The organism is Sphingomonas sp. FW306-05-A (assembly GCF_058782275.1).
Genome location: NZ_JBYSXN010000003.1, coordinates 310,522 through 330,937, shown reverse-complemented (window position 1 = coordinate 330,937; position 20,416 = coordinate 310,522). Strand labels below are relative to the sequence as shown.

Here is a 20,416-nt window from a genome sequence, read left to right as displayed (position 1 = left end):
AGCAGCACCGGCTCTCTTCTTAGCCCCTCCCCTTCAGGGGAGGGGTTGGGGTGGGGCTGTACCAGGCGCTGGTCTCGGTGAGACACGCCCCACCCCCAACCCCTCCCCTAAAGGGGAGGGGCTTTGCTTATGAACGACACTCCAGAAGACCCGACCGGCGCAATCCGCCGCTGCATCCTGCTCGGCGAGCGCGCCCCGCGCGAGACGCTCGTCCGCCTCGCGCTGTCCCCCGACGGCGCGGTCCACCCGGACGTACGCGCCAAGGCCCCGGGGCGTGGCGCGTGGATCGGCGTGACTCGCACCGAGCTCGACACCGCTATCGCCAAGGGCAAGCTCAAGGCAGCCCTCGCGCGTGCATTCAAGACCGGCCCGATCGCGATCCCGGACGACCTGTCCGACAAGATCGCCACCGCGCTCGAACGCGCCGTGCTCGATCGCCTGGGACTCGAGGCCCGCACCGGCAACCTGTTGACGGGTGCTGAAAAGATCGAGACCGCGGCGCGCAGCGGCAAGCTCCACATGCTGCTCCACGCCTGCGATGCAGGCAGCGACGGCAACCGCAAGCTCGACCAGGCCTGGCGTATCGGCAACGATGAAGAAGGAAGTGATTTGAGGGGGTTGGTTCTGCCGGTCCCCCGCACCATATTGGCCGTGGCACTAGGGCGTCAGAATGTGGTACACATCGGTCTGACTGATCCCGATGCCGCCGGGCGCGTACGCGATTCGCTACACCGCTGGCTGCATTTTATCGGCCCTGACCCAACTCCCGCGCCTTGCGAAACGGCCTCGCAGGGCGCATCGGCGTCCCACCACGACGCCGGTCCGCTGGCCGATCTGGCCCGAGTGCCGACAGACGACGTACACGAGGAATTTGAGTGAGCGATACCGAGAACGAAAAGCCGAAGCTGGGCATGCGCGCGCCTTTGGGCCTGAAGCGTACGGTCGAGACCGGCCAGGTCAAGCAGAGCTTCAGCCATGGGCGGTCGAACACCGTCGTGGTCGAGGTGAAGCGCCGCCGCGTGCTCGGCCCGGGTGGCACCCCGGTCGACGCGCCCGTCACCGAGGAAGCAGCGGCTCCGGCTGCGGCCCCTGCGCCCACGCCGGCACCCGCGGCGCGTGCGCCGGAACCGCGCCGCGCGCCCCCACCCGCGCCGGTGTCGCCCGCCAATTCGCTGCTGTCGCGTCAGGAACTCCAGACCAAGCTGCTGCGCGAGGCCGATGAGGCGCGCATGCAGGCACAGGAAGAGAACCGTCGTCGTGACGAACGTCTTCGCGCCGAGGCGCTCGAGGAAGATCGTCGCCGCGCCGAGGAACGCGCCAAGGCCCCCGCTCCGACGGCTGCGCCGACGCCCGCTCCCGAGCCGACGCCCGAAGCCGTCGCAGAGCAAGCGGCTCCCGCTCCTGCCCCGGCCCCGGTCGAAGCCGCAGCACCCGCAGCGCCTGCTCCGGTCGCGGCCCCGGCAGCGCCTGTCGCCGCAACGCCTGCTCCCGCCGCGCCGACTCCGGCACCGGTTCCCGTAGCTGCTGCGCCTGCTCCAGTCGCGAAGCCCGCGCCGGTCGCAGCCAAGCCGACCCCCGCCCCTGCGCCAGCGCCAGCCCCCGTGCTGCGCCCGCTGTCGCTCGAGCGTGATCCGTCGATGCCGGCCCCGCGCCTGTTCACGCCGGTTCCGCGTCCCGAGCGGCCCAAGCCGCCCGCACCCGCGCCCGCGCCCGAGCCAACGCCGGCTGCAACCACGGCTTCGGCAACGCCGACGCCTGCCGGTACGGTCAAGCGTCCGGGGTCGCCCTCGGCCGCCCCGACCGAAGCGCCGTCGCGTCCCGGTGCCGGCCCGCGTGACCGCAAGGGTGACGAACGTCGCGGCGGCAAGCTGACCGTCAACCGCGCGCTCAACGATGGCGACGGCGCGCGTGCGCGTTCGCTCGCCGCGCTGAAGCGTGCCCGCGAGAAAGAAAACCGTCGGATGGGCGGCCCGCGCGAAGCGCAGGCCAAGCAGATCCGCGACGTCGTTGTGCCGGAAGCGATCACCGTCCAGGAACTCGCCAACCGCATGGCGGAAAAGGGCGCGGACCTGGTCAAGGCGCTGTTCAAGATGGGCATGCCCGTCACGATCAACGCCACGATCGACCAGGATACCGCCGAGCTGCTGGTGACCGAGTTCGGCCACAACCTGACGCGCGTCAGCGATTCGGACATCGATCTGACCAACGACACGCATGAGGACCACGACGAGAACGCAGTTGAGCGTCCGCCGGTCGTGACGATCATGGGCCATGTCGATCACGGCAAGACCTCGCTGCTCGACGCGCTGCGCGGAACCGATGTGGTCAAGGGCGAGGCCGGTGGCATCACCCAGCATATCGGTGCCTATCAGGTCACGCTGAAGGACAAGTCGAAGATCACCTTCCTCGACACGCCCGGCCACGAAGCGTTCACCGAAATGCGCCAGCGCGGCGCCAACGTGACCGACATCGTCGTGCTCGTGGTGGCAGCGGACGACAGCATCAAGCCGCAGACCGTCGAGGCGATCAACCACACGCGCGCCGCTGGCGTGCCGATGATCGTCGCGATCAACAAGGTCGACAAGCACGACGCCAATCCGCAGAAGGTGCGCGAGCAGCTGCTGCAATATGAGGTCGTGGTCGAGGAACTGTCGGGTGACGTCCAGGACGTCGAAGTCTCGGCGCTCAAGAAGACCGGTCTCGACGAGCTGATCGAGAAGATCCAGCTCCAGGCCGAACTGCTCGAGCTCAAGGCCAACCCGGACCGTTCCGCCGAGGGCACCGTGATCGAGGCGAAGCTCGACAAGGGCCGCGGCCCGGTCGCGACGATCCTCGTCAACCGCGGCACGCTCAAGGTCGGCGACATCTTCGTCGTCGGGGCCGAGAGCGGCAAGGTCCGCGCGATGACCAACGACAAGGGTCAGCAGATCAAGGTCGCTGGCCCGTCGATGCCGGTCGAGGTGCTCGGCCTGTCGGGCGTCCCCCGCGCGGGTGATCCGCTGTCGGTGGTCGAGAACGAAGCGCGTGCGCGTGAAGTCGCCGAATACCGCAAGGGCGTCATCACCGACAAGCGCACCGGGGGTGGCCCGGCCAGCCTCGAGTCGATGTTCTCGGCGCTCAAGGAAAAGCAGGCGATCGAATATCCGCTGGTCGTCAAGGCCGACACGCAAGGGTCGGTCGAGGCGATCGTGGGCGCGATCAACAAGATCTCGACCGATCTCATCAAGGCGCGCGTCCTGCATTCGGGCGTCGGTGGCATCACCGAGAGCGACGTGACGCTGGCGGGTGCATCGGGCGCACCGATCATCGGCTTCAACGTCCGTCCGAACGCCAAGGCACGCGAGATCGCGGAACGGCAGAAGGTCGCGTTCAAATATTATGACGTGATCTACGACCTCACCGACGAGATTCGCGCCGGCATGGCGGGCGAGCTTGGACCCGAGGCGTTCGAAACGGTCGTTGGCCGCGCCGAAATCCGCGACGTCTTCTCGGCCGGCAAGCACGGCAAGGCGGCTGGTCTGCTCGTTACCGAGGGCAATATCCGCAAGGCGCTCAAGGCGCGTATCACCCGGTCGGATGTCATCATCTACCAGGGCGAGATCGCCTCGCTGCGCCGCTTCAAGGACGACGTCGCCGAAGTGCGCGCAGGTCTGGAGTGCGGCGTGACCTTCACGTCGAACTTCGTCGACATCAAGCCGGGCGACTTCCTCGAGACGTTCGAAGTCGAACTGCGCGAACGCACGCTGTAAGACTGCTCCCCCTCCCGCGTGCGGGAGGGGGCCGGGGGGTGGGCTCCCGCTATACACGTGGCACCACGTTTAGGCCGGGCGCCCACCCCCGGCCCCTCCCGCAGGCGGGAGGGGAGGAAGTAAGATGCGCCCCACAGATACCCCAGAAACCCGCTCGGTCCGCCTGCTCCGTGTCGGCGAACAGATGCGCCACACGCTGAGCGATATCCTCGCGCGTGGCGACGTCCACGATCCCGTGTTGGCGAAGCACACCGTCACGATCACCGAAGTCCGTATGTCGCCCGACTTGCGGCATGCCACGGTGTTCATGAAGCCGCTGCTCGGCAAGGACGAGGAAGCGGTGCTAAAGGCACTGCGCACCAACACCGCCTATCTCCAGCGCGAGGTCGCATCCCGCGTGCAGATGAAATATGCCGCTAAGCTCAAGTTCCTGGCGGACGAGAGCTTCGACGAGGGCAGCCATATCGACACATTGCTGCGCAAGCCCGAAGTTGCACGGGACCTCGGCGAAAGACCCGACGATTGACAGCCGTTACGGTAAGACGCATCTTACCGCGATGAACGCGCAAACACGCATCTCGGAAAAGGGTCAGGTTGTCGTGCCCAAGGCAACACGAGACCGTTTGGGCTGGCAACCCGGGACCGATCTCGACGTGATCGAGACGGGAGACGGCATTCTTTTGCGCAGGCGCTCCGTGCCCAACACCCTGACCGTCCCGGCAGCGGTTGCACGTTTACGGACCATCCATCGTCACGAGGGCTCCCCTGTTCCGCTGGAGAAGCTGAACTGGTCCCCGAATGACGACGACGACGACCTGTGAGGGCGCTCGACACCAACGTCCTGGCGCGGCTGATCCTTGCAGATGACGATCAGCAATATGCATTGGCAGTAGCACTGATCGGTCAGCCCGTCTGGATCACAACCACGGTCTGGATCGAACTCGGCTGGGTATTGAGCAAACGCTTGCGGCTGGATCGCGCTGTCGTCAGTGAAGCGCTCCGCACCATTCTGATGATCGAGACCGTCCACACCGCGGATCGCGACGGGATCGGTTGGGCGATTGAACGCTACCGTGCCGGGGCCGATTGGGCAGACATGATCCATCTGATCGCCGCGCGCGGTGTGGCGGAAACGTTCGCGACATTCGATCGCGGCATCGTCGCCGAGGCTGGCCCCGATACCCCCATCGTAATCGAGACGCTTTCCTGATGGCCAAGCTCTATTTCTACTATGCCTCGATGAACGCGGGCAAATCGACCAACCTGCTGCAGGCCGATTTCAACTATCGCGAGCGCGGGATGCGCACCGTGCTGCTGACCGCGGCGATCGACGACCGCTTCGCGGCGGGCACGATCACCTCACGGATCGGATTGGCCGCCGATGCGATCGCGTTCGAGCGCGATACCGATCTGGTCGCGACGGTGGTGCGCGAGGGCGAGACGCCCCCCGCCTGCGTGCTCGTCGACGAGGCGCAGTTCCTCACTGCAGGACAGGTCGATCAGCTTGCCGCGCTCGCCGATGATCACGGCATCCCGGTGCTCGCCTATGGCCTGCGCACCGATTTCCTCGGCGCGCTGTTCGAGGGATCGGCGCGGTTGCTTGCGATTGCGGATTCGCTGATCGAGATCAAATCGGTCTGCGCGTGCGGACGCAAGGCAACGATGAACTTGCGGATGGACGCGAGCGGACGCGCGATCGCCGAAGGTGCGCAGACCGAGATCGGCGGGAACGACCTGTACATCGCGCTATGTCGTCGCCATTTCCGGGAAGCGCTTGCCGCCTCCTGATCCGAACGGACCCGAATGACCGACCCTAACCTCCCCTACACCATCGCGGTGTGGCTCATCCCCCTCGTCATCGCGATCGTCTTCCACGAAGTCGCGCACGGCTATGTCGCGCGAGTCTTCGGCGATCCGACCGCGGACCAGCTGGGGCGGCTGACGCTCAACCCGATCCGCCACGTCGACCCGATCGGCACGGTGGTGCTGCCGATGATCCTCGCGATCGCGCACGCGCCGATCTTCGGCTGGGCCAAGCCGGTGCCGGTCGATGCGATGCGGTTGCGCAACCCGCGTCGCGACATGATGCTGGTCGCGCTCGCGGGGCCGGCGACCAATTTCGTGCTGGCGACATTCGCGGCATTGGCGCTTGGCGCGTTCGTCGGGCTGCATGGCGGCATCCCTGCACAAGGCGCACCGCATACGGTTGCGGGGTTCGTGTTCGACAGCCTGTACAGCTTCGTGCTGGTTAACGTGTTCCTCGGCGTGTTCAACCTGATCCCGCTGCCGCCCTTCGACGGCGGACATGTCGTGCAGGGGCTGCTCCCGCGCGCCGCCGCGATCCACTATTCCAAGCTCGCGCGCTTCGGGTTTCCGCTGCTGCTGTTCCTGCTGTTCGTGCTCCCGATGATCAGCCCGCAGGCCGATATCGTCCGCCGCGTGATCGGCCCGATCGCGAGCGCGGCTGCGGACTTCTTCCTTGGCTTCGCGCAGCTGGGTGGGTTGTGAGCGGGATCAACGGCTGGCTGATCCTCGACAAGCCGATTGGTCTCGGGTCGACCGACGGCGTCACCGCGGTCAAGCGCGCGTTGCGCGCGGCGGGCTACGATGCGAGCAAGCGCGGGATCAAGGTCGGGCATGGCGGGACGCTTGATCCGCTCGCGACCGGCGTTCTGCCGATCGCGCTCGGCGAGGCGACCAAGCTGGCCGGACGGATGCTCGACAGCGACAAGATCTACGACTTCACGGTTCGGTTCGGCGCGCAGACCGATACGCTCGACCTCGAAGGCAAGATCATCGCGACGTCCGACGTGCGCCCGACCCGCGCCGCGGTCGAGGCGGTGCTCGCGCAATTCACCGGGCCGATCGATCAGGTCCCGCCGATCTATTCCGCACTCAAGGTCGATGGCGAACGCGCCTATGATCGCGCGCGCGCTGGCGAGGACGTGGTGCTGGCGAGCCGCCGGGTGACGATCCATGCCCTCCATTCCTCCCCGGCACGGGGAGGGGGACCATTCGCTCCTTCAGCGAATGGTGGAGGGGTAGCCCGACGCGCTGCGGCCGACGACGCCCCCTCCACCACCAGCCTGAAGGAGGCTGGCGGTCCCCCTCCCCCGCCGGGGGAGGAATTGAGCGAGGTCACCCTCACCGCGCACGTCTCCAAGGGCACCTACATCCGTTCCCTCGCGCGCGACATCGCGCTCGCACTCGGCACGGTCGGCCACGTCACCATGCTCCGCCGCACCAAGGCCGGGCCGTTCGACCTCTCGCACGCGATATCGCTGGACAAACTGGCCGAATTCGGCCAAGCGCGCACCCTTGAACACAATCTCCTGCCGTTGAGGGCGGGGCTGGACGACATCCCGGCTCTATCCCTCACCCCCGATCAGGCAGGGCTGCTCCGACAGGGGCGGGTGTTGGTCGGGATCGCCGCAGACGATGGCCCCTACTTCGCGACATTGGACAATAGTCCGGTTGCTCTGGTGGAGGTTCAGGACCGCGAGGTCCGCGTCGTTCGCGGTTTCAACCTGTGACGATGTCGAAGGAAGACTGAAATGACGATCACTGCAGAGCGCAAGGACGCGCTCGTCAAGGAACATGGCCGCGTCGAAGGCGACACCGGCAGCCCCGAAGTCCAGGTCGCGATTCTCACCGAGCGCATTCGCAACCTGACCGAGCACTTCAAGGGCCACAAGAAGGACAACCATTCGCGTCGCGGTCTGCTGATGATGGTCAACAAGCGGCGTTCGCTGCTCGACTATCTCCGTCACAAGGACGGTCAGCGGTATCTCGACCTGATCGCGAAGCTCGGTCTTCGCAAGTAACACCGGGGGGCGGCCGAAAGGTCGCCCCTTTTGGCATTCAGGCCCGACAACGGGCATAACGAGTTCGGGCGCAGCGGCTCTTTAAGCGACGTTGCGCACCTGGACCCCGGCCTAAAGCCGGGGAAGTGCAGAGGGAACGGCAATTCGGCCCTTCCGTCGGGAGCGATCAAGCGCTCCAGACCGCGCGGACCGGTTAGTCCGCACAGTGGCCCCGTCGGCATCCGGCCGGCGGTGTTGAAGGAAAAAGCATGTTCGATACCAAGACCGTAACCACCCAGTGGGGTGGCAAGACGCTGACGCTGGAAACCGGCCGCGTCGCGCGCCAGGCTGACGGCGCCGTGATGGCAACGCTCGGCGAGACCGTGGTGCTCTGCGCCGTGACCGCCGCCAAGTCGGTGAAGGAAGGCCAGGACTTCTTCCCGCTGACCGTTCACTATCAGGAAAAATATTCGGCTGCCGGCCGTATCCCCGGTGGCTTCTTCAAGCGTGAGCGCGGTGCGACCGAAAAGGAAACGCTGACCAGCCGCCTGATCGACCGTCCGATCCGCCCGTTGTTCCCGGAAGGGTTCTACAACGAGATCAACGTGATCTGCCAGGTCCTGTCGTATGACGGCGAGAACGAGCCGGACATGCTGGCAATGGTCGCAGCATCGGCTGCCCTCACCATCTCGGGCGTTCCGTTCATGGGCCCGATCGGCGCAGCCCGCGTCGGCTACACCGATGGCGAGTACATCCTCAACCCGACGGTCGAGCAGATCAAGGCGGGCGAGCTCGATCTCGTCGTCGCCGCGACCGGCGATGCCGTGATGATGGTCGAATCCGAAGCCAAGGAGCTTTCGGAAGAGGTCATGCTCGGCGCGGTCCAGTTCGCGCACAAGGCGTGCCGCGAAGCCGCCAACCTGATCATCGATCTGGCCGAGCAGGCTGCCAAGGATCCGTGGGAAATGCCGGCGCAGAGCGATCTGACCGCCGCCAAGGACAAGCTGCGCAAGCTCATCGGTGCCGACATTGCCGCCGCCTATAAGGTGACCGACAAGTCGAAGCGTTCGACGATGCTGTACGAAGTCCGCGCCAAGGCGCGCGAGGCGTTCGCCGATGCAGCCCCGCAGGACCAGATGGCAGCGGGCAAGCTCGTCAAGAAGCTCGAGGGCGAGATCGTCCGTGGCGCGATCCTCAAGGATGGCACGCGCATCGACGGCCGCACCACCACGCAGATCCGTCCGATCGAAGCGATGGTGCATTTCCTGCCGCGCGCACACGGTTCGGCGCTGTTCACCCGCGGTGAGACGCAGGCGATCTGCACGACCACGCTCGGCACCAAGGACGCAGAGCAGATGATCGACGGGCTGACCGGCCTGTCGTACGAAAACTTCATGCTCCACTATAACTTCCCGCCCTATTCGGTCGGTGAAGTCGGCCGCTTCGGTGCGCCGGGCCGTCGTGAAGTCGGCCACGGCAAGCTCGCCTGGCGCGCGCTGCATCCGGTGCTGCCGTCGAAGGACGAGTTCCCGTACACGATCCGCGTCCTGTCGGACATCACCGAGAGCAACGGCTCCTCGTCGATGGCAACGGTCTGCGGCGGTTCGCTGTCGATGATGGACGCGGGCGTTCCGCTCAAGCGTCCGGTTTCGGGCATCGCGATGGGCCTGATCCTCGAGGGCAAGGACTTTGCGGTTCTCTCGGACATCCTCGGCGACGAGGATCACCTCGGCGACATGGACTTCAAGGTCGCAGGGACCGAGGCCGGCATCACCACGATGCAGATGGACATCAAGATCGCCGGCATCACCGACGAGATCATGCGTGTCGCACTCGCGCAGGCCAAGGAAGGCCGTGCGCATATCCTCGGCGAGATGAACAAGGCGCTCGATTCGACGCGTACCGAGCTGTCGGCGCACGCGCCGCGGATCGAGACGCTGCAGATCGACAAGTCGAAGATCCGTGAAGTGATCGGCACCGGCGGCAAGGTGATCCGCGAGATCGTCGCGCAGACCGGCGCCAAGGTCGACATCGACGACGAGGGCCTGATCAAGATCAGCTCGTCCGACACCGCGCAGATCGACGCCGCGATCAAGTGGATCAAGGGCATCGTCGAGGAAGCCGAAGTCGGCAAGATCTATGACGGCAAGGTCGTCAACCTCGTCGATTTCGGGGCGTTCGTGAACTTCATGGGTGGCAAGGACGGTCTCGTCCACGTGTCCGAAATCAAGAACGAGCGCGTCGAGAAGGTCTCGGACGCGCTGAGCGAAGGCCAGGACGTCAAGGTCAAGGTCCTCGAGATCGATCCGCGCGGCAAGGTTCGCCTGTCGATGCGCGTCGTCGACCAGGAGACCGGTGCCGAGATCGAAGACACCCGTCCGGCACGCGAAGAGCGTCCGCGCGGTGAAGGCCGTGGCGATCGTGGCCCGCGTCGCGATGGCGACGGTGGTCGTCCGCCGCGCAGCGAAGGCGGCGGCGGTCGTGGTGACGGCGGTGGCCGTGACGGCGGTCGCGGTGAGGGCCGTGGCCCGCGTCGTGACGGCGACGGTGGTCGTGGTCCGCGCCGTGATGGCGGTTCGGGCGGCGGTGCCGGTGGCGCAGAGCGCGCTCCGCGCAACGACAAGCAGAGCGACGACGACGGCCCCGCGCCCGAGTTCGCGCCGGCTTTCCTGACGGGCGATCGCGACTGATCCGTCGCGAAAGCGACTGGTGACGAGGGGCTCGGAGCAATCCGGGCCCCTTTTCGCATCCATCGTGGATATCGCCGCGACCTCTGCTATGCCCCTGTTCAAACGCGCTTTTTTAAACGCGCGTCCACTTGTTCCTGTCTGTATGAGCGTATCATGATCACGATCGATGTTCGGGACCCTCTGCCGCTGGCGCAGAACCTGCGCTTCCTCGCGGGTGGTGGTGCGGCGACGCGCCTGATTCTCGCGCGCGACTGGTCCGATCATCCGCTCGGCCAGCCGGCGGAATGGCCCGACATTCTCAAGTCCAACCTCAGCCTGATTCTCAATTCGCCCGAATCGATGATCCTTGCCTGGGGAAAGGACGCGCTAAGTTTCTTCTTCAACGAGACGTACATTCCGCTGCTCGGCCCGCGCGTCGCCTGGGCGATGGGCTCCCCGTTCCACGAGGTCTGGGCGGACGGCTGGGAGCAGGCCAAACCGATCATCGACGATGCGTTCGCCGGACGCAGCCAGCGGTTCAACGATCTGCCGTGGAAGCTCGATACCGACCGCGGTGCCGCCGACACGTGGTTCTCTTTTTCCTATTCGCGCATCCTCGAGGGCGACGGGGATATTGCGGGTCTCTTCATCCTGACCAACGAGACGACCGACCGCGTGCTCAGCGACGCGGCGTTGCTGCGCGCGCAGGCGGATCTGCTCGACCTGAACGCGACGCTGGAACAACAGGTCGCCGAACGCACCGCCGACCGGAACCGGTTGTGGCAATTGTCGTCGGACATCATGCTGATCGCTGGCTTCGACGGCACGATCGAGGCGGTCAATCCGGCCTGGACGCGCGTGCTCGGCTGGTCCGGGACCGAGTTGATCGGGCGGCCCCTGTTCGACTTCATCCACCCCGACGATCTGGACAACACGATCGCGGGCGCGCGCGGCATCAGCGAAGGCGAAGTCGTTGCGCGCTTCGCCAACCGCTACCGCCACAAGGATGGAAGCTATCGTGACATCGAATGGAATGCGGGTCCGGGCGACGGCAAGATCATCGCGGTCGGGCGCGATGCAACCGAGGTGAAGGTCCAGGCACGCGCTCTGGAGGCAGCCGAAGGACAACTGCGTCAGGCGCAGAAGATGGAAGCTGTCGGCCAGCTGACGGGCGGCATCGCGCACGACTTCAACAACCTGTTGACCGGGGTGATGGGCAATCTGGAATTGCTCGAACTGCGGATCGCGCGCGGACGGGTCGACGATGTCGAACGCTTCATCACCGCGGCCCAACATGCCGGCCGCCGCGCAGCCTCGCTGACGCAACGCCTGCTCGCCTTTTCCCGCCGCCAGACGCTCGATCCACGCCCGACCGACATCAACCGCCTGATTGCGGGGATGGAGGATCTGGTGCGGCGAACCGTCGGCCCCGCGACCAGGATCAACGTCGTCGGCCCGCCCGACCTGTGGACCACGATGATCGATCCGACCCAGTTCGAGAATGCACTGCTCAACCTGTGCATCAATGCGCGCGACGCCATGCCCAATGGCGGTGCCCTGACGATCGACACCGCCAATGTCTGGCTGGATGCAGCCAATGCGCTCGAGCATGACCTGCCACCCGGAGCCTATGTCCGGGTGAGCGTCACCGATACCGGCACGGGCATGTCCGCCGAAACCATCGACCATGCCTTCGAACCGTTCTTCACCACCAAGCCGATCGGTCAGGGCACTGGTCTTGGGCTGTCGATGATCTATGGGTTTGCCCGGCAATCGGGCGGACAGGTGCGAATCCTGTCCGAACTCGGCAAGGGATCGACGATCTCCGTCTATCTGCCGCAGCATGAGGGGCCAGCGGTGCCACAGGACGATGCGCCCACCGGCACGACCGTGGCGAACGCCAGCGGGGGGACGATCCTGCTGGTCGACGACGAAGCAAGCATCCGGCATCTCATCGACGAGATCCTCGACGAGGTCGGCTATACCGTGATCGGCGCGGCGGACGGTGCAGCGGGGGTGAAGGTGCTCCAGTCGGGCGCCCGGATCGATCTGTTGATCACCGATGTCGGCCTGCCCAACGGGATGAACGGGCGTCAAGTCGCGGATATCGCCCGGCTGCTCCGCCCCGACCTCAAAGTGCTGTTCATCACCGGCTATGCCGAACATGCCGCGCTGGGGGACAAGCATCTCGAACCGGGGATGGAATTGCTGACCAAGCCGTTCTCGCTGCATCAGTTGATGACCAAGGTCGCGGACATGATGGCCGCCTGAACCGACCGCCGCACGCCTGTAACATGGTACGGGCAAGGCGCAGGGACGGGAGACCGCGAATGACGATGGGACTGCGCTCGGGCGCGACATGGCTGAAGCTGGCGGTCGGCCTGATCGCGCTGCACGCAACCACCGCCGCGGCACGTCCGCAAGTGCCTGCGGGTCTGCGCGTGGACCGTATGGTCGTCGTGATGCGTCACGGCATCCGACCACCCACCAAGGTCCAGCCGATGCCGCAAGGCGTTGCGCGTGATCCGTGGCCCGCCTGGCCGGTCGCGCCGGGCTGGCTGACCCCGCACGGGGCGGTCGCGGTCGAGGCGATCGCCGCGTCGGACCGCGCGGTGTTCACATCGGCAGGGCTACTGCCGTCGCGCGGTTGTGGTGCAAAGGTCGCGTTGCTTGCCGACAGCGACCAGCGCACGATCGCGACCGCCGAACATTATGCGCGCGGCATCGCACCCGGGTGCAGGCTTGCGATCGAACACGCGCCAGAGGGCACCACCGACCCGTTATTCTCGCAGATCGACGGCGGCCACGCGCCCCTCGATCCGGCACGGGCCAAGGCGGCGGTCGATGCAGCGGTCGGCCCCGGCGGCATTGCGGCGGTGGAAACACGCATGCGCCCGTTGCTTGCCCGGCTCGACGCCGCGCTGTGCGGGCGCGCGACCGTACCGGTCGCGTGCGGCGTGGCGAAGGACCCCACGACGATCCTCCCGGCAACTGAACGATCGCGCCCCAAGCTCGGCGGTGCGCTCGACCGGGCATCGACCGCGGCGCAGATCCTGCTGCTCGAATATGCCGACGGCAAACCCGCCGCGGAGGTCGGCTGGGGTCGTGTCAGCGCACAGGACGTCACCGACTTCGGCGCGTTCCACGCGCTCGAGTTCGGGATGCTCGCGCGGCCGCCCTATCTGGCCGCGCGCAACATGGCCGGCCTGTCGCCGCGCATCCTCGGCTGGTTGACCGACCCGGCACCCGATGCGCCGCGGGTCGCGATGATTTCGGGGCATGACACCAACATCGCCAATCTGGGCGGACTGCTCGGGCTGCACTGGCGCGTGCCGGGGATCGCGTCGGACGATCCCGTTCCCGGTGGTGCGATCCTGCTCGAACGATTGCGTGACGCCGCGGGTAACGTCTTCGTCCGTGCCAGTTACCGCGCGCAATCGCTGGCCGAACTGCGGGCGGGCACCGCGCGCGCGCCCTATCGCCAGGTGTTGCCGATCGCTGGCTGTCGCGCGCGCGGCATCGTCGGGCTTTGCACGCTCGACGCCTTCACCCGAAAACTGAAGGGGTAGTTTCCTCGGCAATGTCGAACGCCGGGCGTCCGAGCAAATACCCCTGGCACAGGTCGATCCCGAACGATCGCACGACCGCCAGTTCCGCCGCGGTTTCGATCCCCTCGGCGAGCAGGACGATCCCGAGGTCACGTGCGAGCGTCACCACCGCGCCGACGATGGCGCGTTTGGTCGCCGAAAGGTCGATCTCGCGGATCAACGCCATGTCGATCTTGAGCAGGTCGGGCTTCAACTCCGTGAGCAGGCTCAGCCCGGCATAGCCCGCGCCGAAATCGTCGAGTGCGGTCGTGAACCCCTGCGCGCGATAGGCCGCGATGATCCGGCGGAGATGCGCGACGTCCTGCATCCTCTCGTTCTCGGTGAATTCGAACATCAGCCGATTGGGGTCGAACCCAACGCGCGCCGCGGCCGCCAGCGTCGCCCGGATGCAGGCATTGGGCTCATAGACCGCGTTCGGCATGAAATTGATCGACAATTTTACATATGGATCGGGCGGAAACAGCCGCCCCGCGAGTTCGACCGCGCGCACCCGGCATGCCTGGTCGAACCCATAGACGAGCTCGGGTCCGACCTGCCCCAGGACGAAACCCGCCCCCTCCCCCGCGGTCCCGCGGACGAGCGCCTCATACCCCCATACCCGACCGGCGGTGACGTCGAAGATCGGCTGGAACGCCATCGTGAAGTCGAACGGGAGCGCGGTGCCGTCACGACACCCGTCACAGCGGGTTCGCGGTGTGTCCGCCGGGACAGGAAAGGCGTTCGGTTGCATAAAGCTCATGCCCAGTCGCACACCTTGCCCAAAGCATTCCTCGGCAGGGTTGCCCCGAATACATAGGCGGTCGGACGCTGTTCGGGAAGCAGAACTCGTTGAACATATTCGGAAATTCGTACGAGCAAAGTGTCCTCGTCATCCGTCTCGGCGGGCACGACGAAGGCTTTCAGCCGGTTCTGCTCGCTCAACCGAACGGTACAGTCGGCAACCCCGGCATACCGTCGCAGGACGGCAGCAACCTGTTCCGGCCAGACGTTGATGCCGCCGACCTGCACCGCCCCGTCTCGCCGCCCGTCCACCGCGAAACTGTGGTCGAGCGCGATCGAAAGCCGGTCCGGCAGCAACACCTCCCGGCCGGACGCATCGATGATCACCGCTTCCGCCCCGTTGATCGGCGTCGCGAACTGCCAGCGCGGGAGCAACCGATAAGGCGCGTCCGGCGCGTCGCGGAGCGCGATCCCACCCGCCTCGGATGCGCCATAGACGTCGCACAAACGCTCGAGCCCGGCGCTGCGCAAATCCCCTGCCAGCGCATCGGCTAGCCGGGCGCCGGCACTGATCCCGCAGATGCCCGCGGGCCAGCGCCGGATCGACCGCAGCAGCGCCCCCCAATGATCGGGCACCGCGACGATCAGGTCCCCGGCTTCGAGCCGCGGCAGCGCCAGCACCGATGCCGCGACCACCGGAACGCCCAGCGCTTCGGGCAGCAGCGCGGTCCAGATCATCCCGTAGATATGGTGCGCCGGAACCAGCGCGACGACACGGCGGACGGACGGCAGGACCTTTGCGAAATAGGCCGCCTCCGCCTGCAGATCGGCAACCGTGTGGACGCACGGCTTGGCGCGTCCGGTCGATCCCGAGGTCATCAGGGTCAGACGGGAATCCTGGCGGTGCAGGACCGTGGAGATATCGTCGAGCCAGTGGCCTACCGTCGCTGGTGCTCCGCGGCGCGCATCCTGTTCGAGCGCTTCGAGTCCGAACATCTCGTACAGCGCGGCCCCCGCATTGACGATTTCGAGCGAGTCGAGCGGCAAACCGCCGACCGACAGCGCGCGGTCGTCAGCCCAGTCGGCGGAATCCTCGATTCGCGCGAATCCCCCGTTGCCGCCCATCCGCCCGCGCGAGCGGTTCGTTTCGTCCGCGATCAGCGATGCGACGATCCGGCGCAGCGCCGTGCGCGTGAGGGCCATACCGGTCATGCCGTCGCCGCGTGGCCGGCGCGCCCGTAGACGCGGTTTCGCCCGGCATGCTTGGCGGCATACAGCTGGACGTCGGCGAGCCCGATCAGTCCGTCCACCGTCCCGCACGCCTCGGTCGCGGTGGCGCAGCCGAAACTCGCGGTGATCCGCAACGGACCTGCCGCGGTGGAGACGACCATCGCTTCCACTGCCGCACGCAGGCGATCCGCCATAGCGATCGCCTGGTTGAGCGGCGTATTGGGCAACAACGCCGCGAACTCTTCCCCACCCAACCGCGCGAACAGGTCGGAGGGGCGCAGCGTCGCGGTGCAGGTCTGCGCCAGTTGCTTCAGCACCACGTCGCCGGTCGGGTGACCATGTGCGTCGTTGACCGACTTGAAAAAGTCAACATCCAGCAAAACCAACGACAACGGCTGGCGGTCCTCCCGCCAGCGCCGCTGCTCGCGTTCGAACAGTTGCAGGAAATGCGTGCGGTTGGCGGCCCCCGTGAGATGATCGAACAGCAACATCCGCCGCAGGTCGGACGTGTCGGACCGGTCGCGCGCGACATCGCGCAACACGACGAAATAGCCGTGCGCCTGCGTCTCGTCATGCGCCGGCCGGACCGCGAACAAGCGTTGGCACCAGTAGCGTTCACCGCTGCTGCGTTCCTGCCAGCTTTCATCGAGATACCACCCGTCCCGCTGCGCGAGCCGCAACTGATCCTCCAGCGTCATCGCGCCGAACCCGGTCGCGACGTCGAGGATCCGGTCGAGCGGCATCCCGGTCACGTCCTCGACCGCGCGCCCGCTTTGCCGGGTGAACGCCGCGTTCGCGCCGTCGATCGTTCCGTCCGCGGTAATCGACAGCACGGCATAATCGTTGACCGCGTTGATCAGCGATCCGAACCACGTCTCGCTCTGCTTGAGACGGCGTTCCTGCGCGACCTGCACGGTGATGTCGGCAAAGGTCGCCATCGCGCGATTCGGCCCGAGCTTGACCAGCGTGCACGCCAGCACCTTGGGATCCTTGCCGTTCCGCCCGGTCGCCATGTCGACGGCGATGCGATGCCCTTCGCAGATCGGCCCGCGATCCTTGGGATAATCGACGAACAGGTTGCGCAATTCGGGCGCGCAGCCCTCCAGCATCGCGAACAGATTGCCCGGGTCGCGCAATCCCGCGACGGGCAGCAGATGCTTCATCGCGTGCGGGTTGATCATCGTGATCGTGCCCGTTGCATCGAATTCGACCAGTCCGACCGGGCAGGCGTAGAGAAATTCGAGCAGTTGCTCGTTATCCCTTTGCAAATCCTCCGCCATATCGCCTCACCGTTCGATAAGGATGTAGTTCAGCGGCGCGTCGGGGGCCGCCAGCAGTCGTAGCAGCGCCCGCGTCGGGCGCATCCGCAGCGTCAGCACATAAGGAACGATCTCGTCGAGCTCGGCTTCATCCTCGAATCGTTGTGCGACCATGAAATTGTTCATGCATTGCGCGACCGCGTCGAAGAACGGCGCGCCGATCACCGAATCACGGTCGAGTCCCGCCATCCGGGCCTCGGCTGCGCTGTAGACGACGACGAGGTTTTCCGAGTCCAGCCCGACGACCCCGAACGGCAGGTGATCCACCTGTTCCAGTGGCATCCGCGCGAGCGCATGCAAATCGATTTCATCAAACGCTGTGGACACAGATACTACCCTCACTCGGCTAAGCTTTTCTTCATTACAAACCGAGGGTTAACTTTGCGTGTTCACATGATCGGCGGTCGCTGGCCGGCCTGCGGGATGATCGTACGGGGCTTGCGGATCGCCGCTCCGAGGCACATCTATCGGGAGATGGTTGTTCAGGCGTTCGACGCCGTGTTCCGGTGGTTTCGCCGCATTCCTTTCTGGTCGTCCTGCGCTAGAACATGGGTGAATCGACTGACGATATTGCCCTTCCCCACGTTCTGACAAAGAGACGGCCATCCATGACACGGCGCACCGCGATCGTAATCGGCTCGGGCATCGGGGGCATCGCCTGTGCGATCCGGTTGCAGAGCCTCGGCTTCGATACGCAGATCGTCGAGCAGCTCGATGATGTCGGGGGGCGTGCCTACGTCCGCCGCGCCGAGGGGTTCACCTTCGACATGGGACCGACGGTGCTGACCGTGCCGCATTTCATCGAGGAACTGTTCTCGCTCGAACGCGACGTGGCGATGCTCGCCGCGCCCGATTTTCCGCAGGACGTCCTCGACGAGAAGCGAATCACCTCCGGAATCAGCGGTGGCCCCAATACCAGCCGCTATCTCGACATCGTGCCGGTGCTGCCGTTCTACCGGATCTATTTCGACGACGACACCTTCTTCGATTACGACGCCGACCCGGTCAACGTGCGTGCGCAGATCGCGCGGCTCGCGCCCGAGGATCTCGAGGGCTACGAACGCTTCCACGAAGCAGCGCGGAAGATCTTCCAGCGCGGGTTCCTCGAGCTCGGCTACACCTATTTCGGGAGCCTCGGGTCGATGGTCGGGGTGGTCCCCGATTTGCTCAAGCTCGGTGCGATCCAGCCGCTGTTCTCGCTGATCAGCAAGTACTTCAAGAGCGACAAGATGCGGCAGGTGTTCAGCTTCGAACCGCTGCTGATCGGCGGCAATCCGCTCAAGGTCCCCGCGATCTACGCGATGATCCACTTCGTCGAGAAGACCTGGGGCATTCATTACGCGATGGGCGGCACGGGCGCGCTGGTAAAGGCGCTCGTCGTCAAGCTCGAGGAACTGGGTGGGACGGTCCGGCTCAACGCAAAGGTCGAGCGGATCGAGGTCGAGAAGCGCGGCGGAAAGCGGGTCGCGACCGGCGTGACGCTCGCATCGGGCGAGACGCTGGCGGTGGACCTCGTCGTCTCCAACGGCGACTATGCCACCACCTACCTCAAGCTGATCGACAAGGCGCACCGCCGGATCAATCGCGACGCGGTGGTCAAGTTCCGCAAGCAGAGCATGTCGCTGATGGTGATCTACTTCGGCTATGAGAAGCGCGAAGGCGACCCCGATGTGCGGCATCACAACATCATCCTCGGGCCGCGCTACGAGGAGCTGCTGACCGACATCTTCGAGCGCAAGATCCTCGCCGAGGACTTCTCGCAATATCTGCATGTCCCGACGCTGACCGACCCGAGCCTCGCGCCCCCGGGGCATCATGCCGCCTATACGCTGATCCCGGTGCCCAACACGCTCGGCGATGTCGACTGGGATGCGGTCGGCGACGGGTTTGCCGAGAAGGTGCTCAACTTCCTCGATGACCGCGGCTACATCCCCGGCCTGCGCGAGCGGCTGGTGTACAGCAGCTTCGTCACGCCCGATTATTTCGAGCAGACGCTGGGAGCCTATGCGGGCAACGGCTTCGGCGTCGAGCCGCGCCTGACACAGACCGCCTTCTTCCGCCCGCACAACCGCAGCGAGGATATCGCGAACCTGTATCTCGTCGGTCAGGGAACGCAGCCGGGCGGCGGAACTCCGTCGGTGATGATGTCCGCCAAGATGACCGCGCGCGAGATCGCGCGCGATTATCAGGTCGATCAGCGGATCGTCGCGGGGATGCCGACGGCCAGCGCAGGCTCAGCCCGCGGGAGCGAGGATCTGGTCGGCGAGTTTTCGGCCGGATAACCAGGCGCTCTCGACGCGCGGTCCGAGCAGCCAATCGCCGACCGCGCCGATCCCGCGGTTTGCATCCCACGCCGCACCGTCGTCGCGCGCGCGGACGCGCGCATAGCGCCAGCGGTGGCCGATCCGCACGGTCGCCTCGGGCAACGGTGCTTCGGCTTCGGCGGCAAGCGCGGACAGCAGCGAATCCACGACGCCGTCCACCGCTTCCTCGAGATGCGCGCGCGACCAGTCCGGGTTCGCCTGGATTACCCATGCTTCGGGTCCGTCCCGTCCCGGCTTCGCACTGTTGCGCGCGGCCCAGCCGATGATGCCACGATCCCGGAGGACGTCCACGGGAACCGAGATCCGCTCGGCAAAGGCGACCATCGCGGTCCAGCACGGTTCGGACGGACAGCCCCGCGCAGCCGCCGCCATCGCCGAGTCATGCGGCTCCAGCAGATCGACCGCCTGTTCCGCCGGGGTCGCCACCACCACCGCATCGAACAGCGCATCCGAGACGGGATCGAGCCGCCATCCCCCATCGCTGCTGGTGATTGCCTCGACGCGACTGTTCCACGCGACGTCCAGATCCTGCGCGATCGCCTTGACGAGCGCGTTCATTCCGGGCGTGCCGACCCATGCATCCTCCCCCGCAGCGGACCAGCGGGCCGCAACGCCGTCCGCCGACCAGCGCGCGACGGCTTGGACGAACGCCGGATCGCGCGCCGTGAAATACTGTGCACCGTGGTCGAACGCGATGGTGCCGAGTGCGCTATCGACCCGCCGGGTCGCCATCCGTCCCCCGGGCCCGCGCCCCTTGTCGAACACGGAGGCGGTGTGTCCGCCCGTCTGCAGCGCGTGCGCACAGGACAGACCGGCAATCCCGGCGCCGACGATCGCGATTCTCATTGGATATCCAGTCCTTTTGCATCCCCGGTCGTTCCGGCGGCGTGGGATCGTAACGCCCGGAACCACCGATCGCCGCTTCGGTAACGCTTCGTTCATTGGTGTTAGTAACGCATTCGGTCATGGCAAAACCCGCGCGCCTGCGCCATCG

18 protein-coding genes are annotated in these 20,416 nt (G+C 66.1%); 13 read left to right on the top strand and 5 right to left on the bottom strand.

Features of this window, described 5'->3' with window-relative positions; translation table 11 throughout:
• Positions 1-129 precede the first annotated feature (129 nt).
• The 12 genes from AC3WJR_RS17780 (at position 130) to AC3WJR_RS17725 (ending at position 13,790) form a co-directional block, all read left to right on the top strand.
• Complete coding sequence (locus AC3WJR_RS17780; protein WP_492726646.1) at positions 130-879, top strand: DUF448 domain-containing protein; 750 nt, start codon at positions 130-132, stop codon at positions 877-879.
• The gene (gene infB / locus AC3WJR_RS17775; protein WP_492726644.1) at positions 876-3,749 is read left to right on the top strand and encodes a translation initiation factor IF-2; all 2,874 of its coding nucleotides are present in this window, start codon (positions 876-878) and stop codon (positions 3,747-3,749) included. Before AC3WJR_RS17780 ends, infB begins: the two co-directional genes overlap by 4 nt.
• A gap of 124 nt (positions 3,750-3,873) precedes the next feature.
• The gene (gene rbfA, locus AC3WJR_RS17770; RefSeq protein WP_354282906.1) at positions 3,874-4,275 is read left to right on the top strand and encodes a 30S ribosome-binding factor RbfA; all 402 of its coding nucleotides are present in this window, start codon (positions 3,874-3,876) and stop codon (positions 4,273-4,275) included.
• Positions 4,276-4,306: 31 nt separating this feature from the next.
• Entirely contained in the window at positions 4,307-4,570 is a 264-nt protein-coding gene (locus tag AC3WJR_RS17765; RefSeq protein WP_492726642.1) for an AbrB/MazE/SpoVT family DNA-binding domain-containing protein, read from the top strand.
• Positions 4,567-4,959, top strand: a complete 393-nt coding sequence (locus tag AC3WJR_RS17760; RefSeq protein WP_492726640.1) for a type II toxin-antitoxin system VapC family toxin — start codon at positions 4,567-4,569, stop codon at positions 4,957-4,959. The genes AC3WJR_RS17765 and AC3WJR_RS17760 overlap by 4 nt, the downstream gene beginning before the upstream one ends.
• Entirely contained in the window at positions 4,959-5,537 is a 579-nt protein-coding gene (locus AC3WJR_RS17755; RefSeq protein ID WP_354282912.1) for a thymidine kinase, read from the top strand. The genes AC3WJR_RS17760 and AC3WJR_RS17755 overlap by 1 nt, the downstream gene beginning before the upstream one ends.
• A gap of 15 nt (positions 5,538-5,552) precedes the next feature.
• A complete protein-coding gene (locus AC3WJR_RS17750) occupies positions 5,553-6,257 on the top strand; it encodes a site-2 protease family protein (RefSeq protein ID WP_492726639.1) in 705 nt (234 codons plus the stop codon).
• Positions 6,254-7,282, top strand: a complete 1,029-nt coding sequence (gene truB, locus AC3WJR_RS17745; RefSeq protein ID WP_492726637.1) for a tRNA pseudouridine(55) synthase TruB — start codon at positions 6,254-6,256, stop codon at positions 7,280-7,282. The genes AC3WJR_RS17750 and truB overlap by 4 nt, the downstream gene beginning before the upstream one ends.
• Before the next feature lie 21 nt (positions 7,283-7,303).
• Entirely contained in the window at positions 7,304-7,573 is a 270-nt protein-coding gene (gene rpsO / locus AC3WJR_RS17740) for a 30S ribosomal protein S15 (protein WP_010160983.1), read from the top strand.
• 248 nt (positions 7,574-7,821) lie between these two features.
• The gene (pnp, locus tag AC3WJR_RS17735) at positions 7,822-10,242 is read left to right on the top strand and encodes a polyribonucleotide nucleotidyltransferase (protein WP_492726635.1); all 2,421 of its coding nucleotides are present in this window, start codon (positions 7,822-7,824) and stop codon (positions 10,240-10,242) included.
• Between the two features lie 153 nt (positions 10,243-10,395).
• Positions 10,396-12,492: a hybrid sensor histidine kinase/response regulator gene (locus AC3WJR_RS17730; RefSeq protein ID WP_492726633.1), complete on the top strand. Its 2,097-nt coding sequence runs from the start codon at positions 10,396-10,398 to the stop codon at positions 12,490-12,492.
• Positions 12,493-12,551: 59 nt separating this feature from the next.
• Entirely contained in the window at positions 12,552-13,790 is a 1,239-nt protein-coding gene (locus AC3WJR_RS17725) for a histidine-type phosphatase (RefSeq protein WP_492726631.1), read from the top strand.
• Here AC3WJR_RS17725 and AC3WJR_RS17720 read toward each other — a convergent pair.
• The 4 genes from AC3WJR_RS17720 to AC3WJR_RS17705 are packed head-to-tail and all read right to left on the bottom strand — an operon-like array spanning position 13,768 to position 17,398.
• The gene (locus AC3WJR_RS17720; RefSeq protein WP_492726629.1) at positions 13,768-14,568 is read right to left on the bottom strand and encodes an EAL domain-containing protein; all 801 of its coding nucleotides are present in this window, start codon (positions 14,566-14,568) and stop codon (positions 13,768-13,770) included. The two genes, AC3WJR_RS17725 and AC3WJR_RS17720, sit on opposite strands and share 23 nt — an antisense overlap.
• The gene (locus AC3WJR_RS17715; RefSeq protein ID WP_492726628.1) at positions 14,565-15,761 is read right to left on the bottom strand and encodes an AMP-binding protein; all 1,197 of its coding nucleotides are present in this window, start codon (positions 15,759-15,761) and stop codon (positions 14,565-14,567) included. Before AC3WJR_RS17715 ends, AC3WJR_RS17720 begins: the two co-directional genes overlap by 4 nt.
• Positions 15,758-17,047 (bottom strand): diguanylate cyclase, encoded by a 1,290-nt coding sequence (locus AC3WJR_RS17710; RefSeq protein ID WP_492726626.1) that lies wholly within the window; start codon positions 17,045-17,047, stop codon positions 15,758-15,760. Before AC3WJR_RS17710 ends, AC3WJR_RS17715 begins: the two co-directional genes overlap by 4 nt.
• An 18-nt stretch (positions 17,048-17,065) precedes the next feature.
• A complete protein-coding gene (locus AC3WJR_RS17705) occupies positions 17,066-17,398 on the bottom strand; it encodes a PAS domain-containing protein (RefSeq protein WP_492726624.1) in 333 nt (110 codons plus the stop codon).
• A 308-nt stretch (positions 17,399-17,706) separates the two neighbouring features.
• Between AC3WJR_RS17705 and crtI the strand changes: the two genes are divergently transcribed.
• On the top strand, positions 17,707-19,380 hold the full coding sequence (gene crtI / locus AC3WJR_RS17700; RefSeq protein WP_492726623.1) for a phytoene desaturase family protein: 1,674 nt from the start codon (positions 17,707-17,709) through the stop codon (positions 19,378-19,380).
• Here the strand turns inward: crtI and AC3WJR_RS17695 are convergent.
• Positions 19,333-20,268: an NAD(P)/FAD-dependent oxidoreductase gene (locus AC3WJR_RS17695; protein ID WP_492726621.1), complete on the bottom strand. Its 936-nt coding sequence runs from the start codon at positions 20,266-20,268 to the stop codon at positions 19,333-19,335. The genes crtI and AC3WJR_RS17695 overlap by 48 nt on opposite strands.
• Positions 20,269-20,416 lie beyond the last annotated feature (148 nt).